General features: G+C 67.3%; 14 protein-coding genes and 1 tRNA gene. 9 read left to right on the top strand and 6 right to left on the bottom strand.

Annotated elements, in window-relative coordinates; genetic code table 11:
* The first annotated feature begins 7 nt into the window (after positions 1-7).
* From nosZ to ABD022_RS05015, 7 genes are all read left to right on the top strand, one after another.
* A complete protein-coding gene (gene nosZ, locus ABD022_RS05045) occupies positions 8-1,915 on the top strand; it encodes a TAT-dependent nitrous-oxide reductase (protein WP_325126145.1) in 1,908 nt (635 codons plus the stop codon).
* Entirely contained in the window at positions 1,915-3,201 is a 1,287-nt protein-coding gene (locus ABD022_RS05040; RefSeq protein WP_325126143.1) for a nitrous oxide reductase family maturation protein NosD, read from the top strand. The genes nosZ and ABD022_RS05040 overlap by 1 nt, the downstream gene beginning before the upstream one ends.
* Entirely contained in the window at positions 3,198-4,100 is a 903-nt protein-coding gene (locus ABD022_RS05035; protein ID WP_325126140.1) for an ABC transporter ATP-binding protein, read from the top strand. Before ABD022_RS05040 ends, ABD022_RS05035 begins: the two co-directional genes overlap by 4 nt.
* Entirely contained in the window at positions 4,097-4,927 is an 831-nt protein-coding gene (locus ABD022_RS05030) for an ABC transporter permease (RefSeq protein ID WP_325126139.1), read from the top strand. The genes ABD022_RS05035 and ABD022_RS05030 overlap by 4 nt, the downstream gene beginning before the upstream one ends.
* Positions 4,924-5,520: a nitrous oxide reductase accessory protein NosL gene (locus ABD022_RS05025; RefSeq protein ID WP_325126136.1), complete on the top strand. Its 597-nt coding sequence runs from the start codon at positions 4,924-4,926 to the stop codon at positions 5,518-5,520. Before ABD022_RS05030 ends, ABD022_RS05025 begins: the two co-directional genes overlap by 4 nt.
* On the top strand, positions 5,517-6,524 hold the full coding sequence (locus ABD022_RS05020) for an FAD:protein FMN transferase (RefSeq protein ID WP_325126134.1): 1,008 nt from the start codon (positions 5,517-5,519) through the stop codon (positions 6,522-6,524). Before ABD022_RS05025 ends, ABD022_RS05020 begins: the two co-directional genes overlap by 4 nt.
* 76 nt (positions 6,525-6,600) lie before the next feature.
* Positions 6,601-6,677: transfer RNA gene (locus ABD022_RS05015), tRNA-Arg, on the top strand.
* A gap of 56 nt (positions 6,678-6,733) precedes the next feature.
* Here the strand turns inward: ABD022_RS05015 and ABD022_RS05010 are convergent.
* From ABD022_RS05010 to ABD022_RS05000, 3 genes are read right to left on the bottom strand one after another with little or no spacing between them, the layout of a single operon-like run.
* Positions 6,734-6,856: a DUF2474 domain-containing protein gene (locus tag ABD022_RS05010; protein WP_325126132.1), complete on the bottom strand. Its 123-nt coding sequence runs from the start codon at positions 6,854-6,856 to the stop codon at positions 6,734-6,736.
* Entirely contained in the window at positions 6,853-7,857 is a 1,005-nt protein-coding gene (cydB, locus tag ABD022_RS05005) for a cytochrome d ubiquinol oxidase subunit II (RefSeq protein WP_343820317.1), read from the bottom strand. The genes ABD022_RS05010 and cydB overlap by 4 nt, the downstream gene beginning before the upstream one ends.
* Positions 7,847-9,250: a cytochrome ubiquinol oxidase subunit I gene (locus tag ABD022_RS05000; RefSeq protein WP_343820425.1), complete on the bottom strand. Its 1,404-nt coding sequence runs from the start codon at positions 9,248-9,250 to the stop codon at positions 7,847-7,849. Before ABD022_RS05000 ends, cydB begins: the two co-directional genes overlap by 11 nt.
* A 107-nt stretch (positions 9,251-9,357) precedes the next feature.
* Between ABD022_RS05000 and ABD022_RS04995 the strand changes: the two genes are divergently transcribed.
* On the top strand, positions 9,358-10,299 hold the full coding sequence (locus ABD022_RS04995) for a DMT family transporter (RefSeq protein WP_486303426.1): 942 nt from the start codon (positions 9,358-9,360) through the stop codon (positions 10,297-10,299).
* 27 nt (positions 10,300-10,326) lie between these two features.
* Here the strand turns inward: ABD022_RS04995 and bioD are convergent, their stop codons facing one another.
* Genes bioD through bioF form a run of 3 tightly spaced genes read right to left on the bottom strand, consistent with a single transcriptional unit; the run spans position 10,327 to position 13,810 of the window.
* Positions 10,327-11,022, bottom strand: a complete 696-nt coding sequence (gene bioD, locus ABD022_RS04990; protein WP_343820315.1) for a dethiobiotin synthase — start codon at positions 11,020-11,022, stop codon at positions 10,327-10,329.
* Positions 11,019-12,629 (bottom strand): methyltransferase, encoded by a 1,611-nt coding sequence (locus ABD022_RS04985; RefSeq protein WP_343820313.1) that lies wholly within the window; start codon positions 12,627-12,629, stop codon positions 11,019-11,021. The genes bioD and ABD022_RS04985 overlap by 4 nt, the downstream gene beginning before the upstream one ends.
* On the bottom strand, positions 12,626-13,810 hold the full coding sequence (gene bioF / locus ABD022_RS04980) for an 8-amino-7-oxononanoate synthase (protein ID WP_343820311.1): 1,185 nt from the start codon (positions 13,808-13,810) through the stop codon (positions 12,626-12,628). The genes ABD022_RS04985 and bioF overlap by 4 nt, the downstream gene beginning before the upstream one ends.
* 199 nt (positions 13,811-14,009) lie before the next feature.
* Between bioF and ABD022_RS04975 the strand changes: the two genes are divergently transcribed.
* Positions 14,010-15,284 (top strand): adenosylmethionine--8-amino-7-oxononanoate transaminase, encoded by a 1,275-nt coding sequence (locus ABD022_RS04975; protein ID WP_343820309.1) that lies wholly within the window; start codon positions 14,010-14,012, stop codon positions 15,282-15,284.
* Positions 15,285-15,300 lie beyond the last annotated feature (16 nt).

The raw sequence follows: 15,300 nt of genomic DNA, 5'->3' as shown, positions 1-15,300 counted from the left end.
GAACACCATGTCCGACCACACCAGCGACAAATCCGGCCTGAGCCGGCGGGGATTCCTCGGCACTGCCGCACTGACGGGGGCCGCCGCCGTCGGCGCAACCCACCTGACGGCCAATGCCAAGGACGACAAGAAGAAAGGCCATCAAAGCGTCGAGGTCGCCCCCGGTGAACTGGACGAATACTACGCCTTCAACTCCGGCGGCCAGTCGGGCGAAGTGCGTATCCTGGGCCTGCCGTCCATGCGCGAACTGATGCGCATCCCGGTCTTCAACATGTGCAGCGCCACGGGATGGGGCCGCACCAACGAAAGCCGCCGGATCCTGAACGAAGGCCTGACGCCCGAAACGCGCAAGTTCCTCGAAGACAACAACATGCCGGTGCTGCCCAACGGCGACGCGCACCACCCGCACATGTCCTTCACGGACAACACCTATGACGGGCGCTACATCTTCATCAACGACAAGGCCAACACCCGCGTGGCCCGCATCCGCTGCGACGTGATGAAGACCGACAAGATCGTCGAGATCCCCAACGCCGACGGTATCCACGGCCTGCGTCCGCAGCGCTATCCGAAGACCGGCTACGTCTTCTGCAACGGTGAGCACATCGTTCCGCTGCCCAACGACGGTTCCGTGATGGACGACCCGAAGAAGAACTTCTGGGCCATCTACACCGCCGTGGACGGCGAAACCATGAAGGTGGCCTGGCAGGTGCTGGTGGACGGCAACCTGGACAACGGCGACGCCGACTACCAGGGCAAGTACTCCTTTGCCACCTGCTACAACTCCGAAAAGGGGCTGTCCGTCACCGAGATGTCCGCCAACGAGCAGGACTGGGCGGTGGTGTTCAACATCAAGCGCATCGAGGAAGCCGTCAAGAACGGCGACTACAAGGAAATGAACGGCGTGCCCGTCATCGACGGACGCAAGGGCTCCAAGTACACGCGCTACATCCCGGTGCCCAATTCGCCGCACGGCTGCAACGCCGCGCCCGACGGCATCCACGTGGTCTTCAATGGCAAGCTCTCGCCCACCGTCACGGTGATCGACGTGCGCAAGCTCGACGACCTGTTCGATGACAAGATCAAGGAACGCGACGTGGTCGTGGCCGAACCGCAGCTGGGCCTGGGCCCCCTGCACACGGCCTTCGACGGCCGCGGCAACGCCTACACCACGCTGTTCATCGACAGCCAGATGTGCAAGTGGAACATCGAGAAGGCCAAGCAGGCCTACAAGGGCGAGAAGGTCGATCCGATCATCCAGAAGCTCGACGTGCACTACCAGCCCGGCCACAACCACACCACGATGGGTGAAACCAAGGAAGCGGACGGCAAGTGGCTGGTGTCGCTGAACAAGTTCTCGAAGGACCGTTTCCTGAATGTCGGCCCCCTGAAGCCGGAAAACGACCAGCTGATCGACATCTCCGGCGACGAAATGAAGCTGGTGCACGACGGCCCCAGCTTCGCGGAACCGCACGACATGCTGCTGGTGCACCGCTCCAAGGTCCGCCCCAAGCACATCTGGGACCGCAACGACCCGATCTGGGAGGACGTCCGCCAGATGGCCGCCAAGGACGGCGTCACCCTGGAATCCGCCGCGAACGTGATCCGCGACGGCAACAAGGTGCGGGTCTACATGGTGGCCGTGGCGCCGGTGTTCAGCCTGCCCAGCTTCGAAGTCAACGAAGGCGACGAAGTCACCGTCGTGGTCACCAACATGGAGCGCATCGAGGACCTGACCCACGGCTTCACGCTGACCGGCTACGGCATCGCCATGGAAATCGGGCCGCAGGCGACCTCTTCGGTCACCTTCACGGCTTCGCGTCCGGGCGTGCACTGGTACTACTGCCAGTGGTTCTGCCACGCGCTGCACATGGAAATGTCCGGCCAGATGTACGTCAAGCCCAAGAAGGCCTGATGTCCATGCGTCGTCCGACCGCCCCGATCTCTTTTGCCGCAGGGCTGGCGATCCTGATCGCCGCCCACGGGGCGGTGCGCGCCGCCGTGATCGACGTGCCTGCGGGTTCCGACCTGCGGGCCGCGATCGCGGCGGCGGCGCCGGGCGACGTCCTGAACCTGGCGCCGGGCGACTATCCCGGCAACCTGGTCATCGACAAGCCCCTGACCCTTCAGGGGCCGCCCGACCGCGGCGCCCGCATCCTGGGCGAGCGCACGGGCCGCACCATCTGGGTCAAGGCCGAGGACGTCGCCCTGCGCCACCTGACCGTCCGCCACTCGGGCCTGAGCCTGCCCGACATGGACGCGGGCATCTTTCTCGACAAGACCGCCACCCGCGCCCGCGTCGCGGAAAACGACATCATCGACAATTCCGTCGGCGTCTATCTCTGGGGTGCGCGCGATGCCCTGGTGGAACGCAACCGCATCGTCGGCAACACCGGGCTGCGCGTGAACGAGCGCGGCAATGGCGTGACCGTCTGGAACGCACCCGGCTCCAAGGTGCTGGACAACGACATTTCCGAAGGCCGCGACGGGATCTTCTCCAACAACAGCCGCGAAAACGTATTCAGCGGCAACGTCTTCCACAACCTGCGCTACGCGGTGCACTACATGTACACCAACGACAGCGAGGTCAGCGGCAATGTATCGCGCGGCAACGAGATCGGCTACGCCATCATGTTCTCCCGCCGCCTGACCGTGCGCGACAACATCGCCGTCGACAGCACGCACCAGGGCCTGATGCTGAACGCCACGGACGACTCCATCGTCGACGGCAACGTCATCGTGCGGGCCGAAAAGTGCGTGTTCGTCTACAACGCCAACATGAACGAGCTGGCCGACAACCATTTCCAGGACTGCGGCATCGGCGTCCACTACACCGGTTCCGAAGGCAACCGCATCCACGGCAACGCCTTCGTCGGCAACCAGAACCAGGTGAAGTACGTCGGCACCCGCTATCTCGAATGGTCGCAGGCCGGGCGAGGCAACTACTGGTCCGACCTGTCCGCCTTCGACCTGGACGGCAACGGCATTGCAGATACCGCCTACCGCCCCAACGGCCTGATCGACCAGGTCGTCTGGCGAGCACCCAACGCGCGGCTGCTGCTCAACAGCCCGGCCGTCTCCATCGTTCGCTGGGCCCAGTCCCAATTCCCCGCGATCCTGCCCGGCGGCGTGATCGACAGCGCCCCGCTCATGGGGATTCCGGCCACGCCGACCCTGAAAAAATTCGAGGCCCTGCCATGACCGTCACAGCGCCCCCGATCGAACTGCGATCCGTCACCAAACGCTACGCCGCGATGCGGGCCGTGGACAACGTCAGCCTGTTCATCGAGCCAGGCGAATGCGTCATCCTGGCCGGCCACAACGGCGCCGGCAAGAGCACCCTGATCAAGCTGATCCTGGGCCTGATCCGCCCGGAAACCGGTTCGGTGCGCGTGCTGGGAGAGACCGCCGGCACGCCGGCCGCCGCCCGCGCCCGGCGCCACATCGGCTACCTGCCGGAAACCGTGGCCCTGCACCCGTCGCTGACGGGCATCGAGACTCTGGCCTTCTACGCCCGCCTGAAAGGCCTGTCCACGAACGGCAACACCGCCCTGCTCTCTCGCGTGGGCATCGCCGAAGCCGCCCGGCGCCGGGTCGGCGGCTATTCCAAGGGCATGCGTCAGCGCCTGGCACTCGCCCAGGCCCTGCTCGGCTCGCCCCGGGTGCTGCTGCTGGACGAACCCACGACCGGCCTGGACCCGGCTTCCCGGCTGCTGTTCTACGACATCGTCCGCGAACTGCGCGACGCAGGGGCCGCCATCCTGTTGTCCACCCACGCACTGGCCGAGCTCGAAGGGCTGGCCGACCGCGTCATCGTCATGTGCAAGGGCCAGAAGATCGCCGACGGCACCCTGGGCGAACTGCGCCGCGAGGCCGACCTGCCGGTCCGGATCCGCCTGACACTGGACGACGACCCCATCCAGGTTCCCGAAGGCTGGCGGCGCATCGGCGCCGGCCGCATCGAATCGACTTGCTCCGAAGCCGACAAGCTGCGCCGGCTGCGCGATGCCCAGGCCATGCCCGACATCCGCGACATCGAACTCGAACATCCCGGACTCGATGAAATGTACGCGCAGTTCCTGCGCCGGGAGGACGCATGAATCCGACCCTGATCCTGATCCGCAAGGAAATCCGCGATGGCCTGCGCAACCGCTGGGTGCTGGCGATCACCGCGCTGCTGGCCATGCTGGCCCTGTCGCTGGGCTTCCTGGGCAGCGCGCCGACCGGCACCGTCAAGGTCGACCCCCTGACCGTCACGGTCGTCAGCCTGTCCAGCCTGTCGATCTTCCTGATCCCCCTGATCGCCATGCTGCTGTCCTATGACGCCATCGTCGGCGAGATCGATCGCGGCACCATGGCCCTGCTGCTCAGCTACCCCATCGCGCGGCGCCAGGTCCTGGCGGGCAAGTTCCTCGGCCACCTGGCCATCCTGGCGTTGGCCACGATCGCCGGCTACGGCATCGCGGGGCTGGCGCTGCAGCTGGCGCATGGCGGACTGGACCTCGCGGCCTGGACGCCCTTTGCCCTGCTGATCGCCGCCAGCATCCTGCTGGGCGCCAGCTTCCTGTCGCTGGGCTACCTGATCAGCGCCCTGGTCCAGGAACGCGCCACGGCCGCGGGCGTGGCCATCGGCGTCTGGCTGTTCCTGGTGGTGATCTACGACATGGTGCTGCTGGGCGTGCTGGTGGCCGACCAGGGCCGCATCATCACGGCACCGCTGCTGAACGGCATCCTGCTGTTCAATCCGACCGATGTCTATCGCCTGCTGAACCTGACCGGCCACGAGAACATCGCCATGTTTGCCGGCATGGCCGGGCTGAGCGACCAGGCCTCGCTGTCCACCGGATTCCTGCTGCTGGCCCAGATCCTCTGGATCGCCGTCCCGCTCGGCCTGGCGGCCCTGGCCTTCAACCGGAGGTCGTTATGAATGCATTGCGCAGTGCCGTGCGCACGAAGAGCATCACCCGGCGGTCCGCGGCGCACCTGCTCGGCGCCGCCCTGATGGCCGCCGCCCTTGCCGGCTGCGGCAACGGCGGCGGCACTTCGTCCGTCCCCCCCTCTCCCATGGCGATGACCGATGACGCCGTCGGCCACTATTGCGGCATGAACCTTTACGAACACATCGGCCCCAAGGGCCAGATCCTCCTGCGCGACCGCGACATCCCGGTCTGGTTTTCCACCATCCGCGAGGTCTTCGCCTACACCCTGCTGCCCGAAGAGCCCAAGGCCATCCTCGCCATCTACGTGCAGGACATGGGCCGCGCGGGACCGGACGGCAACCCGCCGGCCGACGCCTGGATCGACGCCCGCAACGCCCATTACCTGATAGAAAGCAGCGCGGTCGGCAGCATGGGCGCGCCAGACGCCCTGCCCTTCGCACGGATGGAAGACGCACTCGCCTACGCCGAACGCTACGGCGGGCGCATCACCAGCTTCAAGGACATGCCGGAGGACTACGTCCTGCGCGCCCCCGAACTCGTGCCCAGCGCAGACCGCGAACCCGTCGGAGCTCCATCATGAACACCCCTCACCTTCCCCGCCGCCGGCGGTTCCTCGGCATTCTGGCGGCCAGCGCCGCCCTGGCCGGACCAGGCAGCCTGCGCGCCGCATTGCGCGATCCCGCCGCACTGCCCGAACCGGTCGTCTGGAACGGCATCGCCCTGGGCGCCGACGCGCAGCTGCAGCTGCTGCATCCCGACCGCGCCCACGCCGAACGGCTGGTGCGCATGGCCGTCGCCGAAATCCACCGCCTGGAGCGGATTTTCAGCCTGTATATCGAGGACAGCGCCCTGGTACGCCTGAATCGCGCGGGCCGCCTGGACGCCCCCCCGCCAGACCTGAGCCGCCTGCTGTCCCAGTCCGTCGCCTTCAGCGAGCGGACCGATGGCCATTTCGACCCCTCCGTGCAAGTGCTGTGGGACCTGTATGCCGCCCGCGCGCTCGGCGGCGGGGTGCTGCCTCCCGAGCCCGATGCACTGCGGGCCGTGCTGGCCAAGGTGGACTACCGCGCCATCCGCATCGAGGAAGACGCCATCGTGCTGGAACGCCAGGGCATGGCGCTGACCCTGAACGGCATCGCCCAGGGCTACATCACCGACCGGGTGACCGAACTGCTGCGGTCCAACGGACTGGAGCACGCCCTGATCGACCTGGGCGAGGCACGCGGCCTGGGCATGCCCGCCCCCGGCCGCCCCTGGCGCGCCGGGATCGCCGATCCCCGTGAACCATCCCGCGTGCTCGAGTCCATCGACCTGGGCGACCGGGCCCTGGCCACATCCGGCGGCTACGGCACGCCGCTGGACGCCGCGGGACACTTCACACACCTGTTCGACCCGCTCACGGGCGGGGCGGTGCCGCGCTGGCGCAGCGTCAGCGTGCTCGCATCCGATGCGACGACCGCCGATGCGCTGTCCACGGCCTTTTCTCAGATGCCGGTTCACGCGATCCGTGGTATGATTTCGCGCTTTCCAGTCCAGGCATGGCTGGTACCGCCGGGCGACGGCGGGCTGATCCGCCTGGGGTGACTGGAAAGGGCTCTCGAAAGAGCGCCAAAAGCGATGTGACAAGCTTCAAAAAGCACGTTATAATTTCGCTTCTTTAGCGGCTGTAGCTCAGTTGGATAGAGTACTTGGCTACGAACCAAGGGGTCGTGGGTTCGAATCCTGCCAGCCGCGCCATACACAAGCAAGGGCTTACAGATTACGGTCTGTAAGCCCTTGTCCCTTTCCGGGGGCTACATCGCCCAGGATGCCGCCGCGCGCAGCAGCCATGCCGATCCGGCCACGACGATGACACCGCCGCTCCACAGTGCCAGCAGCCACGCCACACGGCGCAGCCAGTTCGCCAGCGCATTCAATGGTAGCCCTCCCCGGCCCGGACCTTGCCCCTGAATACCCAATACGACCAGCCGGTATAGGTCAGGATCACGGGTATGACGAGCAGCGCGCCGACCAGGGTGAAACCCAGGCTCTGAGGCGGGCCGGCCGCATCCCGGATCGTCAGGACGGGCGGCACGACGAAGGGCCAGAGGCTGATGCCCAGGCCGCTGTAGCCGAGAAAGACCAGCAGCAAGGTCCACAGGAACGGGCCGGCGCCAGGCGCCCGTCCGAGCGAGACCCGCAGCCGCCGGAGCGCAATACCCACCAGCAGCGGTACGGGAGCGAACCAGAGCAGGTTGGGATAGCTGAACCAGCGATCCGCGATCCGCGGATGGGCAAACGGCGTCCATACGCTGACGATGGCGATGACGCCGAGGAATGCCCATGAGAGCAGGCCGGAAATGCCGGCGAACCGCATCTGCAGACGGCCTTCGGTCTTCATGACCAGCCACGTCGCGCCCAGCAGGCCGTATTCCACCAGCAGTCCCAGGCCGGTGAACAACGGAAAGGGCGACAGCCATGGCACGCTGCCTCCGGCATCCTTCCCGGGCGCGGCCAGGCCATCGAGAAACGCCCCCAGGATGATGCCCTGGAAAAAGGCCGCCACGGCAGAACCGCCACAGAAGGCGATATCCCAGCGTGCCCGCGCCGCCACCGGTGCCTTGAAGCGGAATTCGAACGCCACGCCCCGGAACACCAGGCCGACGAGCATGAGCACGATCGGCACGCTCAAGGCCTCCAGCACGATGGAATAGGCGGCGGGGAACGCCGCAAACAGGCCGGCGCCTCCCAGGACGAGCCAGGTCTCGTTCCCGTCCCATACAGGTGCCACGGTATTGACCATGACATCACGGCCGCCCCGGTCCCGGACGAATGGAAACAGCAGGCCGATGCCCAGATCGAAGCCATCCATCACGACATACATCATCACCGCGAACAGGATGATGACGGCCCAGACGATGGGCAGATCAATTCCCATGGCCGTCCCCTTCCTGCGCCGCGGACAGCGGCCGCATCGCCTGGCTGGACTGGCCCGCCCCGCCTTCCGGGGCAGGCGCGGAATCCGCCGGATCTTCCGCCAGCAGATGCAACCCGTACGCCGTACCGGCACCGAACACCATCAAATAGACCGCCACGAACAGGCCCAGGGTGAACGCGACCTGGCCGGCGGGGTGCGATGATGCGGCATCGCTGGTGCGCAACAGCCCGTATACGACCCAGGGCTGACGTCCTGCCTCGGTGGTGTACCATCCGGCCAGGATGGCCGCGAGGCCCGCGGGCGACATGGCCACGGTGCACCTCAGGAAGCGCCGATGCCCGTACAACCTTGCGCTCCGGCGCAGCCACGCGCCCCAGAAGGCCAGCGCAATCATCAACAGGCCCAGGCCGACCATGATGCGGAAAGTCCAGAACACGCTCGTCGAATCGGGGCGATCGGCCGCCGGGAAATCCTTCAGCGCGGGAATCTGCGCATCCCAGCTGTGCGTGAGGATGAGGCTGCCGAGCCGGGGAATCTCGACCGCATGGCGTGTCATCTCTGCATCCATGTCGGGCCAGCCGAACAAAATGAGCGGCACGCCCTCGCCAGGCGCCCCCGGTTCCCAATGCCCTTCCATCGCCGCCAGTTTCGCGGGCTGGTGCTCCAGCGTGTTGAGGCCGTGCAGATCGCCGATCACGGCCTGGGCGGGCGCCGTGCCGAGCAGCATCCACATCGCCATCGACAGCATCGACCGCGCCGGCGCATTGCCGGGACGCCTGAGCAGGTGCCACGCGCCCGTGCCGCCCACGATGAGCGCCGTGGCGAGAAAAGCGCCGGTAACCATGTGGCTCAACCGGAAAGGAAAGGACGGGTTGAAGATGACCCTCAGCCAGTCGACCGGAACCGCGACGCCGTTCACGATTTCATGACCCTGCGGAGTCTGCATCCAGCTGTTGGAAGCGAGGATCCAAGTGGCCGAGACCAGCGTCCCAAGCGCAACCACGCAAGTCGAAAGAAAGTGCAATCCCGGCCCCACCCGCTTGAGGCCGAACAGCATGACGCGCAGGAATCCGGCCTCCAGGAAGAAGGCAGTCAGTACTTCATAGGTCAGCAGGGGCCCCGTGATCGCGCCGGCGAAGCACGAGAATCCGCTCCAATGGGTTCCAAACTGGTAGGCCATGACGATGCCGGACACCACGCCCATGGCAAATGCCACGGCGAATGGCCTCAGCCAGAAGCGGTACAGCGTCATGTAGACGGACCTGCCCGTGGCCAGCCACAGGGCCTCCAGGACCGCCAGATAGCTGGCAAGCCCGATCGTGATGGCGGGAAAGACAATGTGGAATGAAATCGTGAACCCGAATTGGATGCGCGCGAGCAGGATTGCGTCCATGAGTGCCCCCCATTCCAGTTGATGCGGCCGGACGGGGCAGCAAGTTCCATTCCAGGTACGGGAATGGCCTATAGTAGCGAGGCTGACCGCCACGCCGGAGATGAATCTTGCCCCCTTCCTGCACTGGAACCCCCGCCCGCCAGACACTGGCGGGCGTTCTCCTTCTGGTTGCGTCCATGTGGGCGCTGTCTGGCCTGGACGCCAGCGGCAAGTACCTGATGGGCACCGACATCGGCGTGACGCTGTGGGTGGTGTGCCTGGTGCGCTACGGGGTGCACATGGCGCTGACCCTGATCGTCATCATCCCCGTGCGGGGCTGGAAGGCCTTGCGCTGCCGCCGGCCGCGCGCGCAGGCGGCGCGCGGGCTGTCCATGCTGGCCGCCACCATGCTGTTCTTCACCACCCTGCACTTCCTGCCGCTGGGCCAGGCCACCGCCATCAATTTCCTGGCGCCCCTGATCGTGCTGTCGATCGCGCCCTGGGCGCTCAAGGAGCCGCCCTTCCTGTCGCGCTGGATCGCCGCAGGGATCGGGCTCCTCGGGGTGCTGGTGGTGGTGCGGCCGGGTTCGGGCCTGGACCCCGCAGGCACGCTGTTCGGCCTGATGACGGCCTGCGCACTGGCCTCTCAATACATCGCCTCGCGCCGCGTGGCGGTCGACGATCCCTACACGACGCTGATCTGGAGCGGAGCCGTGGGCAGCGTGGTGATGACGCTGGCCCTGCCTCTCTACTGGCAGGACATCTCGGCGCTCGTCGGCAGGCTCACCCCCATGCAATGGCTGGTGCTCCTGAGCACGGGCTTCTGGGGCTGCGGGGGGCATTTCCTGCAGATCCAGGCCTACCGGCGGGCGCCCGCCTCGCTGCTGGCGCCCTTCGTCTATTTCCAGATCGTCAGCGCCGCCGCCCTGGGCTGGCTGATCTGGGGCCAGTTCCCCGACCTGGTGTCATGGCTTGGAATCGCCTTGGTCTGCGCCAGCGGCATCACGATCGGTCTGGTGGAATGGCGCCGCAACGGCACCGCGCAGGCAGGGGCCGGCAAGGCCGCCTGACGAAGGCCGGGGCGCCCCGTTCCGCCGTCAGGCGCCCGGCCGCGCATCCGGCATCTCGACGCCGCGCATCAGGACATCCAGTGCAGGGATGCGCCGGGCCATGCCAGCGACTGCGGCCGCATCGACCCGGGCCAGAGGCGGAATTTCCGCAATGATGCGCACGCCCCCGAAACGCTCCAGCGCCTCGCGATTGCCGGGCGACGGCGGCCCGTTCATCACCACGCCCAGCACGGGCAAGCCCCGCGCGCGCAGGGCATGCAGGCTGAGCAGCGTGTGGTTGATCGTGCCCAGGGTGCTGCGCGCCACCAGCACCACGGGCAATGCCAGGCGGGCGGGCACATCAATCATCATGCTGTGTTCATCCACCGGCACATACAGCCCGCCCGCGCCCTCCACCACCAGCGGCGCGTTCGTCCCGGGAAGGCGCAGAGCGGACATATCCAGTGCGACACCCTCGGCCCGGGCAGCAGCCCACGGAGCCAGCGGCGCCCGCAGGATACAGGCCGGCGCATGCAGCTCATGCCCGCCGCCCGGGCCGAGCAGTGCCGCGACGGTTTCGGAATCGCCCGCCGCGGCGGCGATCCCCGTCTGATACGGTTTCCAGTAATCAGCGCCCCACGCCTTGGCCAGGATCGCCGAGACCAGGGTCTTGCCCACGTCGGTGTCCGTGCCCGTCACGAACACGCCCGGGCGCGCCCTTCGTCCGGATTCATGCGGATTCATGCGGATGTCCTCCCTTCCATCGGCACACCGGTCCTGCGCCACAGACCGAATGCGATCCGGTAAGAACAGCGCGCGCCGGTGCGGTCGAATTCCGCACACACGCGGCGCAGCAGTTGCAGCGGCAATGGCCGCGTCCCCGGCCTGGGCGCCGTCGCCCCGATCCCTTTCAGCCCGCGCAGGAAGGCCGCAGCGCCGCCGCATTCGGCGACAATGCGCTCCAGGCCCACCCGTCCCGCCAGTTCACTGCGCCGCAGGCGCAGTGCACCTGGCTGGGGAAAACGAATCATCCGTGAACGCAACCCGAGGACCTCGTGCGCCCGATCCCACTCGGCAAGCGTTCCATGCACGGGCAACGCAACGGCCAGATGCCCGCCCGGCGCCAGCAAGGCCGCCAACCGCGCCAGCCCCCCGGCGGGATCGGCGAACCACTGCAGGACCATGCTGGAACAGATCAGGTCATAGCGTCCGGCATCCTCTGCCAGCGCTGGATGTTCGCCATCCATGACCCGGTAGCGGACCGTACCGCCCAGGCGCAACCGGCTCCGGGCCCGGTCCACCATCCCGGGGGACAGATCCGTGACCGTCCAGTCCGCCTCGGCAAAGCGTTCGCCCAGCAGGCGGGTGAGACAGCCCGTGCCGCAGCCGATTTCCAGGATGCGGGGACGTTCCGGCAACTCCAGCATGCCGATCCGGGCCGCCAGCCGGGCGGCCACCTCGCGCTGCACTTCGGCATGGCGATCGTAGCGGGCCGCCGCTGCACCGAAACGCGCACCCACGCCGGAAGGCCGTTCGGTGCCGACAAGGCGGCCGGAAGCAGCGGGCGCGGCGGCCGGGGAGAATGCGCGCGCGGCGGCCGGCGGCGCCAGACCGTTGCGCTCCAGGAATCCCGCAATGCGCTCGGCACACCAGTCCGGGGCCTGCAGCGGCAGCAAATGCCCGCCACCCGCAAGCCAATCGATGGGTTTGCCGGGCAAGGCTTCTCCTGCCATTGACGCAGGCACGATGGGGTCCTCGGCCCCCGACAGCGCAAGCCATGGCGCCTCCGGCCCCGGCAGGCGATCGCGCAGGTCGAGTTCCTGCATCGTCCGCAGATCGCGGACAAGCGTCGGCGGACATGGGCAGGCGCCGGCCGGACCTGCGCCGCAACGCCGCCTGAATTCGTCGACCACGGCGGCCGGCGACGCACGCAGCCGGCTTGCCATGCGGCGCAATATGCGGCGATCCACGCCTTGCGGAAAATCGCTTCCGGCGCAGAAGCGGGCGAACCCATTGATGGCCACCCAGGCGCGCGGCAGGGCACCCGCAGGCGGAGAAAACCGGGCCAGCATGCGCATGCAGCCAAACGAATGACCGATCACGACGAACGGCCCCCCGGGCAAGGCATCGTTCTCCGGCAAGCTGGAAAAGTAGCCGCGCTCCAGCGCATGCTGCGGCCAGGCGCGCAATCGGGCCCGCAGCACATCCCAGAAACCGGACTCGAACCCCCAGCCGTGCACGAACACAAGCGTGGGTGTCGTGGGCGAGAACGCCCCGGCGACGCGCGGCGCGGCGATCATGCCGCCCGGTTGGTCATGCCCACGGCCGTCCGGCGCACCCGCCGGATTCATGCCGTGGCCTCCAATGCCTGCGACAAAGCATCGGTCAACCTGCCGATGTCCGCGTGGCTGTGCGCCGCGCTGAGTGCGATGCGCAGGCGGCTGGTGCCGCGCGGCACCGTGGGCGGACGGATGGCGGTGACCAGCACGCCGCATCTTTCCAGAGCCTGGCTCAAGGCCAGCGCCCGGCATTCGTCGCCGACCAGGACAGGCACGATCTGGGTGCTCGAAGCGCCCGTGTCCAGCCCCATGGACTGCAGGACGCGCCGCAGCGCGTCGGCCTTGGCCATCAGCGACGCGCGCTCGGCCTGCATCCCGGGCACGAGATCCAGCGCGGCGTCGATGGCGCCCAGCACGGCCGGCGGCAGCGCGGTCGTGTAGATGAAACCTGAACAGGCATTGATCAGGTAGTCGCACAGCGCACGGGATCCGGCGACGTAGGCACCGAAGCTGCCCAGCGCCTTGCTGAATGTTCCCATGGCGAGATCGACCCGCCCCCCGGCAAGGCTCGACAACCCCATGCCGTCCGGTCCCAGCACACCCGTGGCGTGGGCTTCGTCCAGGTAGAGGAAGGCCCCGTGCCGCTCCGCGAGTCCGGCCAGTGCCGTCACGTCGCAGCGGTCTCCATCCATGCTGAACACGCTTTCGGTCACGATCATGCGCTGTCCGGGCTGCCCGGCCCGCGCCTGCAACTGGGCCTCGAGGTGGTCCAGGTCGTTGTGGCGGAACCGGATCTGCCGGATCCCCGCAGCGCGGCATCCCTGGTGCAGGCTGGCATGGGCCAGGCGGTCGACATAGACCTGCGCATCGCTGCCCAGCACCCGCAACAGCGCCGGCAGGACCGCCGCGTTCGCCTGCCATCCGGAGGAAAACAGCAGTGCGGCCTGCGTGCCCTTGGCATGCGCGATCCTGGCCTCGACCTCGGTGCAGGCCGGGCCCGTCCCGCAGACCAGCCGCGACGCAGTCGCCCCAGCCCCGTGGTTCCGGACGTAGCTGCATGCCCTGGCGATCAGGTCCGGGTGCAGGGACAACCCAAGGTAATCGTTGCTGCAGAAGTCCAGGATCTCGCGCCCACCCTGCACGCGCCGCCCGGGGAATGCATGGCCGAAAACACGTATCGAACGCCGCAGGTGCTCCTGTTGCGCCGCGCGAAGATAGCGCTCGAAGAAAGGATCGAATCGGTCCCGCGCCATGTCGCCCCGCCCCCGGAATGAAAACCCATCGGGAGGCGATAATATCAAAATGAATGAAGTAAACTTATTTTGACTGCATTTACAAAGAAGATAGGCGAAGAACGGTTTTGGGTGGATTTTCCGCCAACTCACTTCAAGCGGACTTCATCGGACTGCCATCTTGGCACCGGCCTCGATTTCACCTCAATTGCAACAAAACATGAAAACACCCCTTCCAGACTGGCTGACCGAAGGCCAGCGCCACGTGTGGCTGCCCTACACCCAGATGAAGACGGCGGCCATGCCCGCACCGGTCGTCCGCACGCAGGGCAGCCGCATCCAATTGGCCGACGGGCGCATCCTGATCGACGGCATCGCCTCATGGTGGACCGCCTGCCACGGCTACAACCATCCGCATATCGCCCGGGCCGTGCACGACCAGCTCGACCGCCTGCCGCACATCATGTTCGGCGGACTCGCGCACGAACCCGCGCTGAAGCTCGCCAAGCGCCTGTGCGTCCTGCTGGGGCCGGGGCTGGACCGCGCCTTTTTCACGGAATCCGGGTCCGTCTCGGTCGAGGTGGCGCTGAAGATGGCCATGCAGTACTGGTTCAACCAGGGCGAGCCGCAACGACGCCGCATCGTCGCGTTCCGGGGCGGCTACCACGGCGACACATTCGGCACCATGGCGGTCTGCGACCCCGGGGTGGGCATGCACGCCGCCTTCGACGGCATCATCCCGCACCAGGACCTGCACGATCTTCCCCTCGACGATGCATCCTCCGATGCCCTGGACGCATGGCTGCGCGAACACGCCGGCCACATGGCTGCCATCCTGGTCGAGCCGCTGGTGCAGGGCGCCGGCGGCATGCGCATGCATGAACCTTTCGTGCTTGCGCGGCTGCGGGAACTGGCCGACCGCCACGATGTCCTGCTGATCTTCGATGAAATCTTCACCGGCTTCGGGCGCACCGGCACGATGTTCGCCTTCGAGCAGGCGGGCGTCCAGCCGGACATCATCACACTGTCCAAGGCACTGACGGGCGGCACCCTGCCCTTGGCCGCCACGGTGGCCAGCCGGCGCGTCTTCGAGGGTTTCTGGTCCGACGATCCCGCGCATGCGCTGATGCATGGGCCAACCTACATGGGCAATGCGCTTGCCTGCGCCGCCGCGCTGGCTTCCCTGGACCTGTTCGAGCGAGAACCCAGGCTGGCCCAGGTCCGGGCGATCGAAGGGCAACTGCGCGAAGGCCTGGCGCCATGCGCGGCCCTGCCCTGCGTGCGCGAGGTTCGCGTCAAGGGGGCCATCGGCGCGGTGGAACTGCACAGCACGCCAGACCGTGCCGCCCTGTGCCGGCAATTCCTGGAGGCGGGCGCATGGATCCGCCCCTTCGGCAATATCGTCTACCTGACGCCCGCCTTCACGACGACGCCGGACGACCTGCGGCGGCTGACGGATGCGATCGAGACCGTGTTGTCCGCATTGCCGTCCTGAAGGCATGCACGCCGAT

Source organism: Castellaniella daejeonensis (genome assembly GCF_039523555.1).
In the GTDB taxonomy this organism is placed as follows: Bacteria; Pseudomonadota; Gammaproteobacteria; order Burkholderiales; family Burkholderiaceae_B; genus Castellaniella; species Castellaniella daejeonensis.
The sequence above is the reverse complement of the archived record's forward strand: the minus strand, read 5'-3'. Positions and strand labels throughout refer to the sequence as shown.